This is a genomic window from Undibacterium sp. YM2 (genome assembly GCF_009937975.1).
Lineage (GTDB): Bacteria > Pseudomonadota > Gammaproteobacteria > Burkholderiales > Burkholderiaceae_D > Undibacterium.
The window spans coordinates 2,448,762-2,467,395 of sequence record NZ_AP018441.1 but is presented as its reverse complement, the minus strand read 5'-3'; the positions used below and the strand labels follow the sequence as shown (position 1 = coordinate 2,467,395).

Sequence of the window (18,634 nt, the reverse complement as noted above, 5' to 3'; positions counted from 1 at the left end):
GTACCAATAATATCAGAGAGGATTAATCGCTATGTTTGGCTCATCTCAAGTACGTGGTGCAAATGCCTACGCAAAAGTAGGCATAGAGACTGGCGTGATTGCTGCCAGTCCCCATAAATTGATCGTGATGCTTTTTGAAGGAGCAATCGTAGCGATCTCCAATGCATCGCAGCACCTCAGCAATGGTGAAATAGCCTCTAAAGGTCAGTCAATTTCGAAAGCTATCGCCATTATCGAAAACGGACTGCGCGCCAGCCTGGACAAGAAGGCCGGTGGTGAAATAGCCAATAATCTTGATGCCCTTTACGAATATATGAGTGCCCGTTTGATTCGCGCCAATCTGGACAATAACGATGACATGCTCAATGAAGTAAAAAATCTATTAAGGGATTTAAAATCTTCATGGGAAGCAATTGCCCCCAGCAACGAACCTGCTGCGGAAGCACCCAAAATGAATATCGACCCATTGTCCCCTCGTCCTGCCAACTTTGTTGAGGCTTGAATCAAGATGAATAGTCTGGAACTGATCTCATTGTATGAAAATGTTGCCGTGATTACAGGCAATATGCTGGAAGCTGCGCGCTCAGGAAATTGGGAATTGCTGGAACAACTGGAAAATGACTGCTCCAGCCGCGTACAAACCATACGTGAAAGCGAAATCCCTTTTGATCTGCCCGCAGACATGCGTGACAAAAAAGTCCGCATCATCAAGAAAATTCTTGCCGACGACAAGGAAATTCGCGACATTACCGAGCCATGGATGGCGCAGTTGTCAGACCTGATGAAAAACTCCAGTACCAACAGAAAATTATCCAATGCGTATGGTGCAGGTAGTTCAGCCTGATTTTTATGGCGACCCGGCTCGATATTCTGTCCAAACCAGTTGCCAATATCGAGGCACCGGCAGCAGCACTGTCCATTAACGAAACCCGGCAGGACATCACCCCCAAACTGGCGCAGCTGGTTACCGGGCAATTGCTCAAGGGTGAAATCCTGTCAAAGTTAATGGACGGCAGTTTTACCGTCAGAGTGGCAGGCATTACCGCTAAGATGATGCTGCCCGAAGGCAGTAAAACAGGCGACCAGATTCCACTGCGCCTGATCGCGACCGAACCCCGCCCCACATTTCTGCTGGAACATGACGGGGACGCCCATTTCCCTACCCCGCTACCGCAAAACTACGCAACAGGCGCAGAAAAGCGCCCGCAACTCCAGTCCAGTAATTATCTGGGTGCGGCAACTGACGAGGTAGATACTCCAGGCCTTCAAACTGCCAGCAGGCCAGTCACTCCAGAAACAGGTGCCAAAGCCGATACTTCGAGTATAGTCAGTTTGTCAGTAAATGAAGCTGGCAAGAAGATCAGCAACGACGCCACTGTCAACTCACCCAAGGTCGGCCCACAGGAAGTAACCACGGCCAAACCGACAGAAATCAACGGTAAGCTCATCCCCGGCAATAACAACGCCTTTGATACGACACCAGACCATCTGAGCAGCGCCCCAACATCATTGAGCAGCACCGGGAAATTTATTACACAAATTTTGCAGGCAACTCCCAGTCAAGGGGAGAAACTGAGTATTGCCAGCCAAACCCCGGTCGTCGCGACAGCAGCGGAATTGAAAGACACAAGCGCCACCGCCAGCAAGCTCCAGCACCAGATCAACACCAGTGGTTTGTTTTATGAGTCACATGTTGCAGAATGGGCACAGGGTAAACGTCCTATTAATGACATCAGGGCTGAGCCTCAATCTCAAATTGCCTCTTCTGATGCCACCGCCAGCACCTCTGCTTCAGCTTTAAACCCGGCCAACAAAGAAATGGGCCAAATAATTCACCAGCAACTAAATGTTCTGGAGCAAAATATCGTACGATGGCAAGGAGAGCTTTTCCCCGGACAAAAAATCGAATGGGAAATTAAAAAAGAAAGCCAGGGGGAGCGCAATCAGCAAGATATTGAGAACGTAAACTGGCAATCGGTGGTTCGTTTTGATTTGCCTAACTTGGGGCCAGTCACGGCCATCATCAATCTGCAGTCAAGTAATCTGGGCCTGTCCTTACGGGCTGAGCAAAGTACCACTGTCTCCGCCCTGAAGGATCATGCAAGTGAACTGGCAACTGCGATGCAGGTGGCCGGTTCACCGCTGATGTCTTTTGTGGTGAATAAAAATGAGCGCAGCTGATCCACCTCTCAAACCAGTACAAAACGCCGTTGCGCTGGCTTACCAGAATGGTGATGCCGCGCCTAAGGTAGTTGCCAAGGGCAAAGGACTGATTGCCGAAGAAATCATTGCCAGGGCAAAAGAGCATGGGGTCCATGTGCACCAGTCCAAAGAGCTGGTTTCTTTGCTCATGAAGGTGGATCTTGACCGCGATATTCCCCCTGCCCTGTATCGGGCAGTTGCAGAACTGCTCGCTTGGCTTTACCATATTGATACGGAAAAGTCTGGGACAATTTCGGAGACTTCAGGGCGACAATAAAAAAACAGCCCCAATTTTACAATGTGATCATAAAAATATGCCATCGACACCTCCGAGTCTGGGTACAGAAAATCAAAGCCCGTTTCAAGTTGATTCCCGTCGGGAAATCATCGGTTTGCTGCGCGGCCTGAAAGAAAGCAAGCAATTGATCAGCATGTTGATCAATAATGGCTCGGAAGTATTCATTACCTCCATACTTGATGTCGATGACAGCAGCAATCTGGTGATCATAGACAGCGCCCCTGGTCAATTGGCAAATCAACGCATCGTTGAAGCACCAAGGGTGTCGTTTGAAGGCCTGCTCGACAGAATCAGCATACAATTTTCTGCATCTAATCTTGAACGCATAGAGTTTGAAGACCGCCCTGCACTGCAGTTTGAGATACCGGCAAGTATGATACGCCTGCAAAGGCGCGAATATTATCGTATCAACACTCCGCTATCCAACCCCATCCGCGCGCTGATACCAGTACATCTGGAGGGGCATCAGGAAACACTGAAACTTGCCCTGGTAGATATCAGTTGTGGTGGCATAGCTATACTGGATGAAAGAAAAGTCCTCGATAGCACCATAGGCACCATCTATGAGCATTGCAAACTGGATTTGCCAACCATAGGCCTGGTGGATGTGATACTGCAAATCCGCAATTCTCAGGATTTGGTTCTGCTGAATGGAAAATCAAACCGCCGCCTCGGCTGCCAGTTCATTAACATGTCAAATAGCGTCCTGGCAAGCGTACAGCGCTACATCATGAAACTGGAACGGGAACGCAATGCCAAGTTGACTGGCATACGCTAAGAAAATTAGCTAAACAATTAACTAAACAGTCAGTCAGATAGTTACAAAGACAGGGCCCGATTTCCAGCAATCGGGCCTAATTTTTTCAAACCCAGGCAAGATACAGGTGCCAGAGGCTAGCCTGCTGCAAGTCTTACCGGGAAGCTATATCTGCATGTTCATGATGTCGTGATACGCCGATACCAGCTTGTTCCTGACCTGCACGGTGGTCTGGAATGAGATATTGGCTTTTTGCATGGAAATCATGACGTCGGACAAACTGACCTTATCATCGCCCATGGCAAACTTTTGCCCCAGTTGCTGCGAGCTGACCTGCGACTCATTCACACTCTCCAGCGAGGCCTTCAAAGCCTCTGCAAAATCCAGCCTGCCAGGCGGTGCTGCACCATCTGCCGGGCTTACTCCCAGGCCCGAGCCTGCCTCCATCCTGGCCGCAGTTGCCTTTAATTGCGCAACCATGGCTTCTATCCGACTGGCGTCTATGCCCCCCATTTTCATTTGATCACCTATATTGTGGACTTTCACATTTGCTACATTAACAGCCAGATGGCAAACGGGAGCTTGGAAAAGAACTGTAAAGGCATCGTTTTTCCTGCGTTTGATTTTAGTAATTAAGTGGAAAATCGCTATCAAGGAAAAAACCATATCTGGAATAGCAAGCATGCAATCCGCTGACACATTACTTAGTACAAGGTGAACTATGGCAACCGCAGAAAATATAGCAATGGCCCCGCCTGGCCCTGCCTTGCCAGGCATATTTGGCTTGCCGCAGACGCCTGCCACGCGCAATATCCTTCTGGGTGTAGGCGCAGCCATTACTTTGGCCATCATGGTTGGCGTCTGGCTATGGAGCCAGACTCCTGACTACAAAGTCTTGTTTTCCAATTTTAATGACAGGGATGGCGGCGCTATCGTTGCCTCATTGCAACAGTTAAACATTCCTTACAAATATTCTGAAGGTGGTAATGCCATTCTCGTCCCTGCCAGCCAGGTGCACGATGCACGCCTGAAACTGGCTTCACAAGGTTTGCCCAAGGGCGGCAATGTCGGTTTTGAATTGATGGAAAACCAGAAGCTGGGTATCTCACAGTTTCTGGAGCAAGTGAATTTCCAGCGTGCACTGGAAGGCGAACTGGCCCGTTCCATTCAGGCGGTCTCTGCCGTCCAGACTGCGCGCGTACATCTGGCCATTCCCAAATCACAGGTTTTCATCCGCGATCAGCAAAAACCAACTGCCTCGGTTTTATTGAATCTCTACCCCAGCCGTGTGCTTGATCAGCAGCAAGTCAGCGCCATCATTCACCTGGTGGCCAGTAGCGTGCCTGAGTTATCTGCCAAGAATGTCACTATTGTCGATCAGAATGGTAATTTGCTGTCCGATCCTGCCAAGCAAATGGCAAATAACAGCCTTGATCCCTCACAACTCAAATATGTGCAGGAATATCAGCAAAACATTATCAAGCGCATAGAGTCGATTATTTCACCGATTGTAGGTGCAAATAATGTGCGTGCCGAAGCGACCGCAGACATCGACTTCTCCCGCTCAGAACAAGCTGCTGAAACGTACAAACCTAATTCACCGCCGGAAGCTTCTGCCATCCGCAGCCAGCAAACCAGCGAGTCGTACAACAAAGCAGGCAATCCGTCTGGCATCCCTGGGGCATTGAGCAATCAGCCGCCTGTCCCGGCGACAGCACCTATCGTCGCCAGCGGTGCTGCCAATACGCAGAGTGCGGCATCCAACGCTGGCCTGATGCAAAAAGACTCCACCATGAACTTTGAAGTCGATAAGACCATACGCTATACCCAGCAACCCATGGGCGGTGTGAAACGTCTGTCTGTCGCGGTGGTCATCAATTACAAAACAGAAACAGACAAAAATGGCAAGACCACAACACGTCCTTTGACAGACATAGAAAAAACCCAGATCACTGATTTGACCAGAGAGGCCATGGGCTTCAACAAAGACAGGGGCGACACATTGAACGTAGTCAACAGCCCCTTTGCCAGCCCTGAAAAAGAGCCTATAGTAGATTTACCACTGTGGAAACAGCCTGATGTATTGCAAACGGCTAAGGAAATCGCCAAATACATAGGTGTTGCCATCGTCCTTGCCTACTTGTTTTTTGGCTTCCTGAAACCCATGTTACTTAAGATGATGGGCAAGGACAAAGAAACCCTGGAAGCAATCGAAGCTGAAAAACGCGCTCAGGAAGAAGCAGAAAAAGAGGAAGAAGAAGCTGCCATTGTGAATTTATCGAAAGAAGCAGAATTGCAAAATACCAGGCATGGTTCCAGCTATGAAATGAACCTGGAAATGGCGAAACAACTGGCAAAAGACGATCCCCGAATTGTAGCTAACGTAGTAAAGGCATGGGTCAGCAATGAGTGAAGATGGAGTCCAAAAAGCCGCCACCCTGATGTTGGCACTGGGTGAAGATGGTGCTGCCGAGGTCATGAAATATCTTGGGCCACGCGAAGTGCAAAAAATCGGTGCAGCCATGGCTGCGATTGGTGCCATCCCGCATGAGGCCATCGCCAAGGTGCTGGAAGAATTCAAGGCAGCGGCCGACCTCAGTTCCTCGGTGGGTCTGGATTCAGACGAATACATCCGCAACGTGCTGACCAAAGCCCTGGGTGACGACAAGGCAGCTTCTTTATTAAACCGTATCCTCGGTGGCAAAGATGCCAGCGGCATAGAAAGCCTGAAGTGGATGGATTCGCCCTCAGTCGCAGAGCTGATCAAGAATGAGCATCCACAAATTATCGCCACCATCCTGGTTCATCTGGAAAGTGACCAGGCTTGCGAAATCCTGAATCAGTTTACTGAACGCCTGCGCAATGACATCGTGCTGCGTATTGCTACCCTGGATGGTATCCAGCCAACTGCCTTACGCGAACTGAACGATGTATTGACCAAGCTGCTGACCGGCAATGAAAGCCTGAAGAAAAAATCCATAGGTGGCGTACGCGCTGCTGCAGAAATCCTGAACTTCATGAGTGGCGAGAATGAGGCTTCAGTCATGGACAATCTGCGCAAATATGATGGCGACATGGCTGAAAAAATCATGGATGAGATGTTTGTCTTTGATAACATTCTTGAGATTGATGACAAGGGTATACAGTTGCTGTTGCGCGAAGTACAGTCCGACTCCCTGATCGTGGCACTGAAAGGTGCAAACCAGGACATGCGCGAAAAAATCTTCAAGAATATGTCGCAACGTGCGGCTGAAATGATGCGCGAAGACCTGGAATCCAAAGGTCCGGTACGTTTGTCAGAAGTGGAAGCACAGCAAAAACAAATCCTGCTCATCGTCAGACGTCTGGCTGATGAAGGACAAATCATGTTAGGTGCAAAAGGTGAGGACGCCTATGTCTAATGCCACGCGCAGTGGTGACATGACTGCTTTCCAGCGCTGGGAAATGGCTTCGTTTGGCGATAACCGGCCAGCCCAGGTCGAAGAAGTCAAGGCTGCGAACGCTCAGGTCGCTGCACGGCAACGCCTGGAAGCAGAACATGCCAGGGAAGCTGCAAAGCAGGAAGGATTTGCTGCGGGCTATAAAGAAGCTTATGAGCGTGGCCTGAAAGATGGCCAGGAAACTGCTTATGCAGAAACCATGGAACAAGTGCAACTGGAAATCCTGGCCCTGCAACAAATGGCGCAAGCATTTTCAGAGCAATTGCATTCAGCGTCGCAACAAATGGGAAATGAGCTGATGCATCTGGCCATGGACATGGCGCAAGCCATGCTCAAGGCCAAACTGGATAGCGACCCTACCGTGATCCTGCCCATCGTCGAAGAAGCCATTGCACAGCTGGCCAGCGTACAGCAGCCAGCGCAAATTCTGCTTCACCCTGATGACGTAGCAATGGTAAAAAATCAGCTGGGAGAAGCTCTGTCTGAAGATGGTTGGCGCATCGTGTCTGACACCAATATGGAACGTGGTGGCTGCAAGCTGGTCACCCAGCATAACCTGGTGGATGCCAGTTATTCCACCCGCTGGAAAAAGCTACTCGACAGTATGCAAATCAGTGACTACAAAACAGATTGATACGCATGCAGGATACCTTCATCAATGACTGGAAATCCAGGCTCAGTTTAAGCCGGGAACAGATTTCGCATGTACAGACTACCTCCATGTCTGGCCGCGTCACCCGGGTCACGGGTCTGGTCATGGAAGCAGTTGGCTTGCGCTTGCCAGTAGGTAGCGCCTGCGCCATCCATTTACAAAGTGGTGCAAAGATAGATGCCGAAGTAGTCGGTTTTGATGGCGACAGGTTATTCCTGATGCCACATAGTGATCTTGACGGCGTCACACCAGGAGCACCGGTCTTCCCGGCGGAACCTGAAGCACATGAAATCGTCAATCACCCACGTCGCCGACCTAGTGACCGTAGCCGTCATCTACCAGTAGGTTACGAATTACTGGGTCGCGTGCTGGATGGTAATGGCCGCCCTCTTGATACCCTGGGCCCGCTCGGCACCCACGAATCAGCCCCCTGGGTGCGCGTATCTATAATCCGCTGGAGCGCGCTCCTATCGTTGAAACGCTGGACGTGGGCGTCCGCGCCATCAATAGCATGCTCAGCGTCGGCAAGGGCCAGCGCCTGGGTCTGTTTGCCGGTTCTGGCGTGGGTAAAAGCGTCTTGCTGGGCATGATGGCGCGCTATACCGCCGCCGACATCATCGTGGTTGGCCTGATAGGTGAACGGGGTCGTGAGGTGAAAGAATTCATCGAACAAATTCTTGGTGCCGAAGGCCTGGCACGCTCAGTCGTGGTGGCAGCACCAGCCGATGCCCCGCCCCTGATGCGCCTGCAGGGCGCTGCCTACGCGACCACCATCGCTGAATATTTTAGGGATCAGGGCCGTAGTGTATTGCTGATCATGGATTCACTGACGCGCTATGCAATGGCACAAAGGGAAATTGCCCTGGCCATAGGCGAACCACCAGCGACCAAGGGTTACCCGCCATCCGTATTTGCCAAGCTGCCAGTCCTGGTAGAAAGAGCGGGCAATGGCAAATCTGGTGGCGGCTCAATCACAGCCTTTTATACTGTCCTGACCGAAGGTGATGATCAGCAGGATCCGATAGCAGATGCCGCAAGGGCCATTCTGGATGGTCATATCGTCCTGAACCGGACCCTGGCTGAAAGCGGGCATTATCCCGCTATCGATATAGAGCAATCGATCAGCCGTGCCATGCACAGCATTACATCACCGGAACACCAGGCGCTGTCAAGAAGACTTAAACAGCTGTATTCCCGTTACGAACGCAGCCGTGATTTGATTAGCGTAGGCGCCTATTCACCGGGATCAGACCCACTACTGGATGAGGCAATCCGCCTGCGCGACCGAATCGTTTCATTTTTACAACAAGATATTGCCGAAAAATGCAGCATTCCCGAAAGCTTGGGGCAACTTCAGGCTCTATTCAACGCTTAGAAAATCCTGCCAGCGACTATACTTAAATCACCATGGCGTTGAAATCACCAATTAGCACACTGATAGAAATGACAGAGAAAGAAGTTGACGATGCCGCCAAACTTCTGGGTAAAGCCATACGTGCACATGAAGATACAGAAAAAAAACTGAGTTTATTGCAACAATACCGCGATGATTACGCGCAGAGACTACAGGATGGTGCGGCAAAGGGCCTGACTGTATCGCAATACACGAATTTCTTGTCTTTCCTCGCCAAGCTGGACTCGGCTATTGATGGACAAAAACAAGTCGTCATGGATGCAGAACATCGCATCGTGATGGCAAGAACAGAATGGCAGGCCTCTGAGAAAAAGCGGCTCTCTTACGATACTTTGCAGAATCGTGCGCTCACGGTACAGCAAAAAAAAGAAGCCAAGCGAGATCAGAAGCAAACCGATGAAATGGCTGCCCGCGCCCTTTTTTATAAGCGCTAATTTATTTACAGGTACCGCAAATGCAAGCTAATCCCATACTGACGGCAACAGACAAGACGGCTGCGGCTACCAAAACGAGCAAAAGCAACTCGTCTGGCAATACCGAAAACAGCTTCAATCAAATGCTGAATAAAGAAATCTCTGGATCAAGAAGGCCAGAGATGGATGCGCCGCGCCCTGCCAGCAGCGCTAACAAACCTCCCCAGGCGAACAAAAACAATAATAACGCGACAAATAACAACGCCAACAATACCGTTAACAACAACGGCAACGCCAATAACCAGGCCAATGCTGGCAATAAACTGGCAAAGAATGACGATAATGCTCCTGGCAATGCCGGTGCAGCAAAAACAGACGCAGCGAGTACTGATGGCACAGTCAGCAAAGAAGACGAAACTGATGTCAAAAAAGAAGATGGACTCAGTGTAAGCGAACAAATTCTCGCCTTGGTAGGCAACCTCAATCCTGCGCCTGTGGCTGCAGATATAGCCAAAAAACCTGTTGCAAGCGATGTTGATGCCAGTAAAAATGATAGTCTTGCAGCCGTCGCCAGCACAGACTCAGCGGCAAGCGATCTGATCGATAGCAATACGGTCGCCAGCCTGGCAAAGTCAGGCGCAGAAAATCAGGATCTGGCCACTACCCAGCTTGATGGCAAATCAACGGGCAAGGAACAGGTCAAGTCTGAGGACCCTGCCGGCAAAGCTGATGTTGCAGCAATTGCTGCGCAAATGATTGCCAGCAAGGCTGATGGCAAAACCACGGGCAGACTGGCAGAGACTGGGCAAACTGCGGTAGCGTCATCTCTCGATAAAGAGGCAGGCAAATTGACGGATGCCATTAGCCGCGCGGCTGAGCTCACCTCTCCCGCACCAAAAGATACACTGACAAGCAAGGGCGCAACTACAGTCGGCGCAGACACACCATCTGAAACGGCAGTTAGTGACGCCAAGATCAGCGACCTGAGTTTGGCTAAAGCCACCAGCGACAAGACCGGGGATGCCCGCACTGTAGCAAGTGCGGCAGACACACCAAAATCGTTTGCCACTGATATTGCACAGGCAAAAGATGCCATGGCAGAACGTATATCTGAAGTCAAAACGGGTGCAACTACCAAAGACAGTCAGCAAGTCATGGCACCACCTGCGATTGCAGCCAATGCCGTCAGTAGTACGCAATTCAATGCCGCAGTGCTGGCGGCAGAGCAAATTGCACCACGAGTCGGCAGCAATGGCTGGGATAAAGCAGTAGGCCAGAAAGTTGTCTGGATGGTGGGTGAAGGCTTGCAATCAGCAGAGCTGACATTGAACCCGCCGGATCTCGGCCCCTTGCAGGTCGTGCTGAAGGTCAGCAATGAACAAGCCAGCGCCAGTTTTTCTTCCGCCCAGCCAGAAGTCAGGGAAGCACTGGAAGCAGCCTTACCGCGCTTGAAACAAATGCTCAACGATGCGGGCGTACAATTGACAGGTTTCTCTGTCAATTCACAGGCGGCGGGCCAGGGACAAAATTTCGCGCAACAACAGCCACGCAGCCTGGGCTCAACAAGAACTGGCGTTGACTTGCCTGACAATACGATCAATACAACAAGTACAGCACCAGCCAGGATACAGACAAATAACGGCTTGGTAGATACCTTTGCCTGAGTTTTTTGCCGCGACTACCCTTTCTTGAGCTAAGGCCTTGCAATGATGGCCGGATTTGCACACCGGCCCATTGTTGCAGCCCTCATTTCACTCTCTGACACAAAAGTATTGCTCTTGCGCAGCAAGATCCTGCCCCACTCTCTGGAAAAAGACCGGTACATGCATGTAGAATGATCATGAACAGGCTGATCCGGGCGATGAAGTGGCCACACTACTTTGCAAACATTAGAGATAAGCTGAAATACGCCCTCTTTTTCTTGGATATTAAATGCCTGCCATCAAGCATAATACTTAAAAATCATGGCATTTCATGCCTACAGAGAGGAAAACCATGGCGAAAGCACCAGCCAAAGCAGCGGAAGCAAGTGATGCTCCAGCAGGAAAATCAAAGAAAAAACTCCTGATCATCATTGCTGCCGTCGTATTTTTATTGGTCGCCGCAGGCGGTGGTGCAGCCCTTTTACTGTCAAAAAAAAGCTCGGCCAACAAAGAAAAGGAACATAAGGCTGAACCAGCAAAAGCACCGGTATTTCTTGCTCTCGAACCATTTACTGTAAACCTGCAATCCGATAATGGTGATAAATACCTGCAAATCAGCATGACATTGCAAGTACAGGATGAAGAGCAGGTCAATCTGATCAAGGCCAATATGCCGCAAGTGCGCAGCCGCTTATTGCTGCTGTTGTCGAGCAAGGATTCAACTGAAATTTTATCGTCCGAAGGCAAGGAAAAACTGGTCAACGACATTATAGAAAAAGTTGCCCAGCCTTTCACGCCCAAGGGAGAACCGCAAAAAGTCAGCGGTGTTTTCTTTACGTCTTTTGTAGTTCAATAAACCATGTCAGATAATTTTCTCTCCCAGGAAGAAGTTGATGCCCTTTTGAAGGGCGTCACGGGAGATCAGGACGACTCGCAATCTCTGGAGGATACCTCCGGTGTCCGGCCCTACAATCTTGCCACGCAAGAGCGTATCGTCCGTGGCCGTATGCCGACGCTGGAAATTATCAATGAACGTTTTGCCCGTTTGTTGCGCATAGGCTTGTTCAATTTCCTGCGACGCAGTGCCGAGGTATCCGTCGGTACTGTCAGGGTATCAAAGTACAGTGAGTTCATCCGCAACCTGGTGGTACCAACCAATCTGAATCTGGTACACATGAAGCCCTTGCGCGGCACCTCCCTGATTGTGCTTGACCCTGGCCTGGTGTTTTTGCTGGTGGATAATCTGTTTGGTGGTGACGGCCGCTTCCATACCCGTGTCGAAGGCCGCGATTTTACCCAGACTGAGCAGCGTATCATTCATCGCATCCTGGAAATCATTTTCGAAACCTATTCCAAGTCCTGGGAGCCTGTTTATCCCATCGAGTTTGAATACATACGTTCAGAAATGAATACCCAGTTCGCTAACATTGCGACACCGAATGAAGTAGTGGTGTCCACCACGTTCACGATAGAACTGGGGCCAGTCAGTGGTGAAATGCATTTATGCATGCCCTACTCCACCATAGAACCCATACGCGACATCCTGACCAGCAGCCTGCAAGGCGAAACCCTGGAGGTGGATAAACGCTGGGTGCGTCTGATGACGCAACAGATACAGATAGCAGAAGTTGAAATAGTTGCAGATCTGGGCACCACGCGCGTCACTCTGGGCGATATACTGAATATGAAGGAAGGCGATATCATTCCGCTTTCAGTACCAGAAATTATTTCAGCTAAAGTCGATGGCACTCCGGTCATGGAGTGCAAATACGGCGTGTTTAACGGGCAATATGCCTTGCGCGTGGAGAAGTTGATCAGCTCCAGCGTACAGGAAGTAGCACAAGGAGAAAATCATGGATGACAACGGCGATTCCCCCATCAGTGAAGATGACTGGGGTGCTGCAATTGCAGAGCAGGAAAGAGCCGAAGCTGCGGCAGCCGAAAAAGCTGAAGCACCACCGGCCAGCGCTGCCATTTTTAAAGAGTTCAGCGGCAAGAGCAGTAACGCACCTGAAACCCATAATGACATCGACTTCATTCTGGATATTCCGGTTCAACTGACGGTAGAGTTGGGCAGAACCAAGATCGCCATCAAAAACCTGCTGCAACTGGCACAGGGCTCTGTCGTAGAACTTGACGGCCTGGCGGGTGAGCCTATGGATGTGCTGGTCAATGGCTGCCTGATTGCCCAGGGTGAGGTGGTTGTGGTCAACGATAAATTCGGTATACGCCTGACCGATATCGTGACGCCTGCAGAACGCATACGCAAGCTCAACAAATGAGGATGAAATTGTCTTATTTTGTGCCGCTAATATTAGCCACACTTGGCAGCTCTGCTTTTGCTGCCGAGACTGCGCCAGTGTCACCTAGCGGCGGTTTTTTGCAAATTGCTACAGCATTACTTTTAGTACTGGGATTGGTGGTCATGGCCGCCTGGCTCATGCGCCGCCTGGGCCCCATGAATGCAGGAAATAAAATTCCGGTTAAAATCATTGGCGGCATCAGCGTAGGCAATCGCGAACGGGTGATGGTAGTTGAAGTGGGCGACCAATGGCTGATCCTTGGCGTGACCGCAAGCAATATCAATAATCTGGGCAGCATGCCCAAACAGCAAGAACTGCTTAATCAATCAGCGCAAATAGCCGCAAATGATCCTTTTTCCGCCTGGCTTAAACGCACGCTGGAAAAACGCAATACCGGGCGTACCCCTGAGCAATCTACAGAGCCGTCTGATAACAGGTAATTACATCGCATGAAAATTTTGCGCTCTCATCTGCCATTCATCTGGCTGGCTCTCTTGTTGTGCGGACTAGCCCTGCCAGAAGCCGCCATGGCCCAGGCCAATGGTGGCCTGCAAGCCATCACCAGCACGCCGGCACCTGGTGGCGGACAAAACTATTCCCTCAGCATACAGACGCTGCTATTCCTGACAGCATTAAGCTTCTTGCCGGCGGCCTTGCTGATGATGACCAGTTTTACCCGCATCATTATCGTCTTATCTTTACTCAGGCAAGCCCTGGGCACCCAGTCTGCACCACCGAATCAGGTGATGGTGGGCTTGTCCCTTTTTCTGACTCTTTTCGTCATGGGGCCGGTGTTTGACAAAATCTATGCTGAAGCTTATCAGCCATTTACTGAAAACAAGATTACCATGCAGGTTGCCCTGGATAAGGGTGCAACCCCGCTGAAACAATTCATGATGAAGCAAACCAGGCAGACTGATCTTGCCCTGTATGTAAAATTATCCAATACCCCTGAGTTGCAAGGGCCGGAAGATGTGCCTTTGCGAATTTTGATCCCTGCCTTCATTACCAGTGAACTGAAAACTGCTTTTCAAATCAGTTTTGCCATCTTCATCCCCTTCCTCATCATCGACATGGTGGTTGCCAGCGTGCTGATGTCCATGGGTATGATGATGGTCTCACCTGCTATCGTATCGCTGCCCTTCAAGCTCATGCTTTTCGTACTCGTCGATGGCTGGCAGTTGTTGATAGGTTCACTCGCACAAAGTTTTTACTGAGGTTCACCATGACACCCGATAGCGTAATGACATTAGGCCGCCAGGCCATGGAAGTCACCTTGATGGTGTCTGCCCCCTTATTGCTGGTGGCACTGGGCATAGGTCTGATCGTCAGTATTTTCCAGGCAGCCACGCAAATCAATGAAACGACCCTGTCTTTTATTCCCAAACTGATAGGCATCTTTGTCACGCTCATCATTGCCGGGCCCTGGATGCTTTCCGTCCTGATGGATTACATGCGCCAGATGTTTTCCAGCATCGCCACCATGGCAGCCTGATTTGCGTACCATCGCAATTCCATGATTTCTTTTTCCAGCAATGAGCTGATCGCACTGATCAACTCCTTTATCTGGCCCCTGACCAGGATACTGGGGCTGATTGCTGTTGCCCCGCCCTTTGGCAATAACACTGTTCCGGTACAAATCAAGATCGCGCTGGGCATAGTTTTATCGCTGATCGTCGCCCCTACCCTGCCAGCCATTTCCAATCTTGATCCGGTTTCGCTGAATGGCATTTTGGTGCTGGCGCAGCAGCTCATCATAGGATTGGCAATGGGCTTTGTCATGCGCGTCGTCTTTTCTGCCATAGAAATGGCTGGTGAGGTTTCTGGCTTGACCATGGGGCTGGGCTTTGCGACTTTTTTTGATCCACAGACGCAGGGGCGATCGTCGGCCATTGCACAATTCCTTGTGCTGACATCCACCTTGCTGATGCTGACACTGAATGTGCACCTCTCCATGTTGGCGGCGCTGGTGGAAAGTTTTCATACCATACCAATTGCCACGACTTATCAATCTGGTCTCAATTATCAAAAGCTGGCAATCTGGGGGAGCAAATTTTTAGCGTAGGCATGCATCTCTCACTACCCATTGTTGCTGCCCTGCTGGTAACCAACGTCGCTCTTGGCATATTGACGCGCGCTGCGCCTCAATTGAATTTGTTTGGTATCGGCTTTCCTATCACCATAGGTGTAGGTTTTTTGATGGTCGCCCTTATCATGCCTTACCTGCTGCTGCCGCTGCAAAACCTGTTCCAGAGTGGCCTGGAAATGATACAGTCTTTAAGCCAGACTACACCGCTCCCTGTAAAGAGGTAAATCATGTCATGCAGCGTATTTACCGGCGAAGCCAGACTATATAACGTAGAACAGATACGTGAAATAGAGACCCGTGCACTGGCACATCAGGGCGAAGTCACACTCATGCAAAAAGCCGGGTTGGCGACGGCAGAACTGGCAGCGAAAATTTGCGCGAACAAGCAATATCCCATATTGATACTGGCAGGACCAGGTAATAATGGAGGGGATGCTTATGAGGCCGGATATCACTTATCCAGACAGGGTTTCAAAGTCGTTTGTCTCATGTGCGGGGTATTTGAGAAATACTCACCAGATGCACAGGCTGCGCTGCAAAGAGCCCGGAGCTCGGGACTGGAGTTTGCAGAGCTTCAGACGTTACTCAATACCCCGTCACAAAACTGGGGCCTGATTATTGATGGCTTATTCGGAATAGGTCTGAAACGGGCACCAGAAGCTGACATCGCCAGGCTAATCAACTTCATCAACCAACTCGCATCTGAAAAAACTATCCCAGTACTGGCGATTGACGTCCCCAGTGGTTTGAATGCCGATACCGGGCAGCCAGTGAGCCACGACAGCGTGCTTATTCAGGCCAGCCATACAATTACTTTTATTGCCAACAAACCTGGCCTGCACACAGGATCAGGCAAAGACTATGCGGGTCATGTCACAGTTAACCAACTGGATATTTCTGACGATTTTTTTCCTGAATGCCACAGCCATCTGAACGAACGCACTCCCCTGCTGCAGATTCTACAACCTCGCAAACAAAACAGTCATAAAGGCAGCTTTGGTGACGTCGTCGTGCTTGGCGGTGCCAGGGGAATGACAGGCGCTGCCATCCTTGCGGCCAGGGCTGCACAGTACGCAGGTGCCGGGAGGATTTACTGCAGCATGCTGGCTGAAGCACCCGCTTACGATAGTCTACACCCAGAAATCATGTTTCGTCATGCTGGGGATATCAGTCTGGCAGAGGCAACTGTGGTCGTTGGTCCAGGACTAGGCACTTCAAATGCTGCGCATGCCTTACTCAGCAGTGCGACTCAGACTGCGCAAGCACTGGTCATTGATGCCGACGCCTTGAACCTGATTGCTGCGGACAGCAAATTGCAGGCTTTATTACACGACAGAAGTACTCCATGCATACTCACACCACACCCATTGGAAGCAGCGAGATTACTGCACAAGAGCATCGCTGACATACAGAATAATCGCCTGCCTGCAGCACAAGAACTGGCAAGTCGATTCAATGCAGTAGTAATACTCAAGGGTTCCGGCAGTATTATCTGCGCCCCTGATGGCGAGTTGCTTATCAATACGACTGGCAATCCGGCATTGGCCAGCGGCGGCACTGGTGATGTACTGGCAGGCGTGGCAGGTGCCTTACTGGCGCAGCTTGGCAATAGCATGGATGCGGCAAGAATCGCGACCTGGGTGCATGGTCATACAGCAGATGAACTGGTAAAAAACGGAACAGGGCCTATAGGTTTGACTGCCAGTGAGTTATTGCCAGAGATCAGGCTTCATATCAATCAATTTGCCTATCACGCTAAAACCTAAAACCAACAATTAATTCCCGACTGGACCAGGAATCAGTCAACCAGGCTATTAATCTGTTCCGGTATCAGTTTACCGACTTCAGAGCGGGCATCGCAGGCAATACCAGACTGTGCCAAGGCAGCGGACAATTTTTCTATCTGCTCTTGCTGTGCAGCAGCATGATCAATCAGCTTGTGCAAGACTTTGGAAATCGGGTCATCACTGTTTTGAGTCACGCCATAAGCGGTGAACAAATGCGCAGTTTCTGAATCTGCCGATGGAACTTCTTTTTTGATGACGTGAGCAGGATTACCAACTGCAGTACCACCAGCAGGCACTGGCTTGAGCACCACAGAGTTAGACCCTATCTTGGCACCCGCACCTATGGTAAAACCACCCAGCACCTTGGCACCGGCACCGACAATGACACCCGCCTCCAGCGTAGGATGACGCTTGGCGCCACGCGACAGGGAAGTTCCTCCCAAAGTCACGCCCTGGTAGATCGTGCAGTCATCACCAATTTCTGCCGTTTCACCAATAACCACACCAAAACCATGGTCTATGAATACCCTGCGGCCTATGGTCGCACCAGGGTGGATTTCTATACCTGTCAATACGCGGGCAACGTGCGAGATAAAACGGCCCAGCCATTTCAGGCCACGCTTCCAGCACCATTGTGCCCAGCCATGCATGAGTATCGCCTGAAAACCAGGATAACAAGTGATCACCTCCCAGGCATTACGGGCGGCAGGATCTTTCTTGATAATACTGGCTATATCTTCTCTCAGGCGGCTAAACATGAACTTTTTATGGATATGACGGAAGGGAATAAGATAGTAGCGTATTTCTGTAAAAGCTGCGTCCGCCAACCAAAATCACCGGGTAGCAGACGTACAGGCTTACAGAAACGATGGCTTACAGACGCTGACGGCGGGCTTCGTACAGACAAACACCTGAAGCCACGGAGACATTCAGGCTTTCTACAGAACCGAACATGGGGACACTGACCAGCATATCGCAGGTTTCACGGGTCAGGCGGCGCATGCCCTCACCTTCAGAACCCATGACGATGGCGCAACCAACCTTGAAATCAACATCGTAGATATTTTTTTCGACTTCATCTGAGGTACCAACCAGCCAGATATCACGGTCTTTCAATTCACGCAGGGTGCGCGCCAGATTGGTGACGGTGATGTAAGGCACTGTTTCAGCAGCGCCACTGGCAACCTTGGCTGCAGTCGCATTCAAGCCCACTGCCCTGTCCTTTGGAGCGATAACTGCATGCGCACCCGCGCCGTCAGCCACGCGCAGGCAGGCACCCAGGTTATGTGGGTCCGTGATGCCATCCAGCACCAGCAACAAAGGCGGGCCATCAATCGCATCGAGCAATTCATCGAGATTACGTGCCAGTGACAATTCACTGGCCTTCGCTACTACACCCTGATGGCGACGTGTACCGACAATATTGCTGAGGCGCTGATCATCTGCCGGAATGATGCGCACACCAGCAGCTTTTGCTGCCTGCAGCAGGTCTTTCATACGACCATCGACGCGGGACGAATCTACATAGATTTCTTCGACAGAAGAGGCTTCATGACGGATCCGGGAGGTCACCGCATGGAAACCAAAAATCATTTTACTTTTCATTTCATTCTTTTCTTTACATGCATTTCTTTGA

General features: G+C 50.5%; 22 protein-coding genes and 1 pseudogene. 20 read left to right on the top strand and 3 right to left on the bottom strand.

What is annotated here, in order from left to right:
* Positions 1-31 precede the first annotated feature (31 nt).
* From fliS to UNDYM_RS11185, 5 genes are read left to right on the top strand one after another with little or no spacing between them, the layout of a single operon-like run.
* Positions 32-502: a flagellar export chaperone FliS gene (gene fliS, locus UNDYM_RS11205; RefSeq protein WP_162041100.1), complete on the top strand. Its 471-nt coding sequence runs from the start codon at positions 32-34 to the stop codon at positions 500-502.
* 6 nt (positions 503-508) lie between these two features.
* Complete coding sequence (locus tag UNDYM_RS11200; RefSeq protein WP_162041099.1) at positions 509-844, top strand: flagellar protein FliT; 336 nt, start codon at positions 509-511, stop codon at positions 842-844.
* Positions 845-849: 5 nt separating this feature from the next.
* Positions 850-2,181 (top strand): flagellar hook-length control protein FliK, encoded by a 1,332-nt coding sequence (locus UNDYM_RS11195; RefSeq protein ID WP_162041098.1) that lies wholly within the window; start codon positions 850-852, stop codon positions 2,179-2,181.
* The gene (locus tag UNDYM_RS11190; RefSeq protein ID WP_162041097.1) at positions 2,168-2,479 is read left to right on the top strand and encodes an EscU/YscU/HrcU family type III secretion system export apparatus switch protein; all 312 of its coding nucleotides are present in this window, start codon (positions 2,168-2,170) and stop codon (positions 2,477-2,479) included. The genes UNDYM_RS11195 and UNDYM_RS11190 overlap by 14 nt, the downstream gene beginning before the upstream one ends.
* A gap of 37 nt (positions 2,480-2,516) precedes the next feature.
* The gene (locus UNDYM_RS11185; protein WP_162041096.1) at positions 2,517-3,278 is read left to right on the top strand and encodes a flagellar brake protein; all 762 of its coding nucleotides are present in this window, start codon (positions 2,517-2,519) and stop codon (positions 3,276-3,278) included.
* Positions 3,279-3,422: 144 nt separating this feature from the next.
* Here the strand turns inward: UNDYM_RS11185 and fliE are convergent, their stop codons facing one another.
* Positions 3,423-3,776, bottom strand: coding sequence for a flagellar hook-basal body complex protein FliE (fliE, locus tag UNDYM_RS11180; RefSeq protein WP_162044574.1), 354 nt, complete (start codon positions 3,774-3,776; stop codon positions 3,423-3,425).
* A gap of 202 nt (positions 3,777-3,978) precedes the next feature.
* Here fliE and fliF point away from each other — a divergent pair, with 202 nt between their 5' ends.
* The 15 genes and pseudogenes from fliF (at position 3,979) to UNDYM_RS11110 (ending at position 16,977) form a co-directional block, all read left to right on the top strand.
* A complete protein-coding gene (fliF, locus tag UNDYM_RS11175; protein WP_162041095.1) occupies positions 3,979-5,670 on the top strand; it encodes a flagellar basal-body MS-ring/collar protein FliF in 1,692 nt (563 codons plus the stop codon).
* Entirely contained in the window at positions 5,663-6,658 is a 996-nt protein-coding gene (fliG, locus tag UNDYM_RS11170; RefSeq protein ID WP_162041094.1) for a flagellar motor switch protein FliG, read from the top strand. Before fliF ends, fliG begins: the two co-directional genes overlap by 8 nt.
* Positions 6,651-7,331 (top strand): flagellar assembly protein FliH, encoded by a 681-nt coding sequence (locus UNDYM_RS11165; RefSeq protein ID WP_162041093.1) that lies wholly within the window; start codon positions 6,651-6,653, stop codon positions 7,329-7,331. The genes fliG and UNDYM_RS11165 overlap by 8 nt, the downstream gene beginning before the upstream one ends.
* Before the next feature lie 86 nt (positions 7,332-7,417).
* Positions 7,418-8,724 (top strand): annotated as a pseudogene (gene fliI, locus UNDYM_RS11160) (flagellar protein export ATPase FliI).
* Between the two features lie 32 nt (positions 8,725-8,756).
* Positions 8,757-9,197 carry a flagellar export protein FliJ gene (fliJ, locus tag UNDYM_RS11155; protein ID WP_162041092.1) on the top strand — a complete coding sequence of 147 codons (441 nt, stop codon included), beginning with the start codon at positions 8,757-8,759 and terminating at the stop codon, positions 9,195-9,197.
* Positions 9,198-9,217: 20 nt separating this feature from the next.
* The gene (locus UNDYM_RS30650) at positions 9,218-10,840 is read left to right on the top strand and encodes a flagellar hook-length control protein FliK (RefSeq protein ID WP_232063971.1); all 1,623 of its coding nucleotides are present in this window, start codon (positions 9,218-9,220) and stop codon (positions 10,838-10,840) included.
* 331 nt (positions 10,841-11,171) lie between these two features.
* Entirely contained in the window at positions 11,172-11,675 is a 504-nt protein-coding gene (gene fliL, locus UNDYM_RS11145) for a flagellar basal body-associated protein FliL (RefSeq protein ID WP_162041091.1), read from the top strand.
* A gap of 3 nt (positions 11,676-11,678) precedes the next feature.
* Positions 11,679-12,680 carry a flagellar motor switch protein FliM gene (gene fliM, locus UNDYM_RS11140; protein WP_162041090.1) on the top strand — a complete coding sequence of 334 codons (1,002 nt, stop codon included), beginning with the start codon at positions 11,679-11,681 and terminating at the stop codon, positions 12,678-12,680.
* On the top strand, positions 12,673-13,101 hold the full coding sequence (gene fliN, locus UNDYM_RS11135; RefSeq protein WP_162041089.1) for a flagellar motor switch protein FliN: 429 nt from the start codon (positions 12,673-12,675) through the stop codon (positions 13,099-13,101). Before fliM ends, fliN begins: the two co-directional genes overlap by 8 nt.
* Before the next feature lie 2 nt (positions 13,102-13,103).
* Positions 13,104-13,562 (top strand): flagellar biosynthetic protein FliO, encoded by a 459-nt coding sequence (fliO, locus tag UNDYM_RS11130; protein ID WP_162041088.1) that lies wholly within the window; start codon positions 13,104-13,106, stop codon positions 13,560-13,562.
* A 9-nt stretch (positions 13,563-13,571) separates the two neighbouring features.
* Positions 13,572-14,339: a flagellar type III secretion system pore protein FliP gene (gene fliP, locus UNDYM_RS11125; protein WP_162041087.1), complete on the top strand. Its 768-nt coding sequence runs from the start codon at positions 13,572-13,574 to the stop codon at positions 14,337-14,339.
* An 8-nt stretch (positions 14,340-14,347) separates the two neighbouring features.
* Complete coding sequence (gene fliQ / locus UNDYM_RS11120; protein WP_162041086.1) at positions 14,348-14,617, top strand: flagellar biosynthesis protein FliQ; 270 nt, start codon at positions 14,348-14,350, stop codon at positions 14,615-14,617.
* Positions 14,618-14,638: 21 nt separating this feature from the next.
* Positions 14,639-15,187, top strand: a complete 549-nt coding sequence (locus UNDYM_RS11115) for a flagellar biosynthetic protein FliR (protein ID WP_370529463.1) — start codon at positions 14,639-14,641, stop codon at positions 15,185-15,187.
* Between the two features lie 2 nt (positions 15,188-15,189).
* Positions 15,190-15,435: a flagellar biosynthetic protein FliR gene (locus UNDYM_RS31345; protein ID WP_370529462.1), complete on the top strand. Its 246-nt coding sequence runs from the start codon at positions 15,190-15,192 to the stop codon at positions 15,433-15,435.
* 3 nt (positions 15,436-15,438) lie between these two features.
* Positions 15,439-16,977 carry an NAD(P)H-hydrate dehydratase gene (locus tag UNDYM_RS11110; protein WP_162041085.1) on the top strand — a complete coding sequence of 513 codons (1,539 nt, stop codon included), beginning with the start codon at positions 15,439-15,441 and terminating at the stop codon, positions 16,975-16,977.
* Positions 16,978-17,009: 32 nt separating this feature from the next.
* On the opposite strand, the gene cysE is transcribed toward UNDYM_RS11110, so the two are convergent.
* Together cysE and rlmB are read right to left on the bottom strand one after the other, a co-directional pair.
* Entirely contained in the window at positions 17,010-17,756 is a 747-nt protein-coding gene (cysE, locus tag UNDYM_RS11105; RefSeq protein WP_162041084.1) for a serine O-acetyltransferase, read from the bottom strand.
* Positions 17,757-17,871: 115 nt separating this feature from the next.
* Complete coding sequence (rlmB, locus tag UNDYM_RS11100) at positions 17,872-18,603, bottom strand: 23S rRNA (guanosine(2251)-2'-O)-methyltransferase RlmB (RefSeq protein WP_162041083.1); 732 nt, start codon at positions 18,601-18,603, stop codon at positions 17,872-17,874.
* Positions 18,604-18,634 lie beyond the last annotated feature (31 nt).

Coding starts and splice junctions, on each gene's coding strand:
- fliM (WP_162041090.1), top strand. CDS start 11,679: ATGTCAGATAATTTTCTCTCCCAGGAAGAAGTTGATGCCCTTTTGAAG.
- fliJ (WP_162041092.1), top strand. CDS start 8,757: ATGGCGTTGAAATCACCAATTAGCACACTGATAGAAATGACAGAGAAA.
- fliG (WP_162041094.1), top strand. CDS start 5,663: ATGAGTGAAGATGGAGTCCAAAAAGCCGCCACCCTGATGTTGGCACTG.
- fliO (WP_162041088.1), top strand. CDS start 13,104: ATGAAATTGTCTTATTTTGTGCCGCTAATATTAGCCACACTTGGCAGC.
- fliN (WP_162041089.1), top strand. CDS start 12,673: ATGGATGACAACGGCGATTCCCCCATCAGTGAAGATGACTGGGGTGCT.
- fliL (WP_162041091.1), top strand. CDS start 11,172: ATGGCGAAAGCACCAGCCAAAGCAGCGGAAGCAAGTGATGCTCCAGCA.
- UNDYM_RS11115 (WP_370529463.1), top strand. CDS start 14,639: ATGATTTCTTTTTCCAGCAATGAGCTGATCGCACTGATCAACTCCTTT.
- UNDYM_RS11165 (WP_162041093.1), top strand. CDS start 6,651: ATGTCTAATGCCACGCGCAGTGGTGACATGACTGCTTTCCAGCGCTGG.
- UNDYM_RS11185 (WP_162041096.1), top strand. CDS start 2,517: ATGCCATCGACACCTCCGAGTCTGGGTACAGAAAATCAAAGCCCGTTT.
- UNDYM_RS11110 (WP_162041085.1), top strand. CDS start 15,439: ATGTCATGCAGCGTATTTACCGGCGAAGCCAGACTATATAACGTAGAA.
- fliP (WP_162041087.1), top strand. CDS start 13,572: ATGAAAATTTTGCGCTCTCATCTGCCATTCATCTGGCTGGCTCTCTTG.
- UNDYM_RS11195 (WP_162041098.1), top strand. CDS start 850: ATGGCGACCCGGCTCGATATTCTGTCCAAACCAGTTGCCAATATCGAG.
- fliE (WP_162044574.1), bottom strand. CDS start 3,776: ATGAAAATGGGGGGCATAGACGCCAGTCGGATAGAAGCCATGGTTGCG.
- UNDYM_RS31345 (WP_370529462.1), top strand. CDS start 15,190: ATGCATCTCTCACTACCCATTGTTGCTGCCCTGCTGGTAACCAACGTC.
- UNDYM_RS11200 (WP_162041099.1), top strand. CDS start 509: ATGAATAGTCTGGAACTGATCTCATTGTATGAAAATGTTGCCGTGATT.
- fliS (WP_162041100.1), top strand. CDS start 32: ATGTTTGGCTCATCTCAAGTACGTGGTGCAAATGCCTACGCAAAAGTA.
- cysE (WP_162041084.1), bottom strand. CDS start 17,756: ATGTTTAGCCGCCTGAGAGAAGATATAGCCAGTATTATCAAGAAAGAT.
- rlmB (WP_162041083.1), bottom strand. CDS start 18,603: ATGAAAAGTAAAATGATTTTTGGTTTCCATGCGGTGACCTCCCGGATC.
- fliQ (WP_162041086.1), top strand. CDS start 14,348: ATGACACCCGATAGCGTAATGACATTAGGCCGCCAGGCCATGGAAGTC.
- UNDYM_RS30650 (WP_232063971.1), top strand. CDS start 9,218: ATGCAAGCTAATCCCATACTGACGGCAACAGACAAGACGGCTGCGGCT.
- UNDYM_RS11190 (WP_162041097.1), top strand. CDS start 2,168: ATGAGCGCAGCTGATCCACCTCTCAAACCAGTACAAAACGCCGTTGCG.
- fliF (WP_162041095.1), top strand. CDS start 3,979: ATGGCAACCGCAGAAAATATAGCAATGGCCCCGCCTGGCCCTGCCTTG.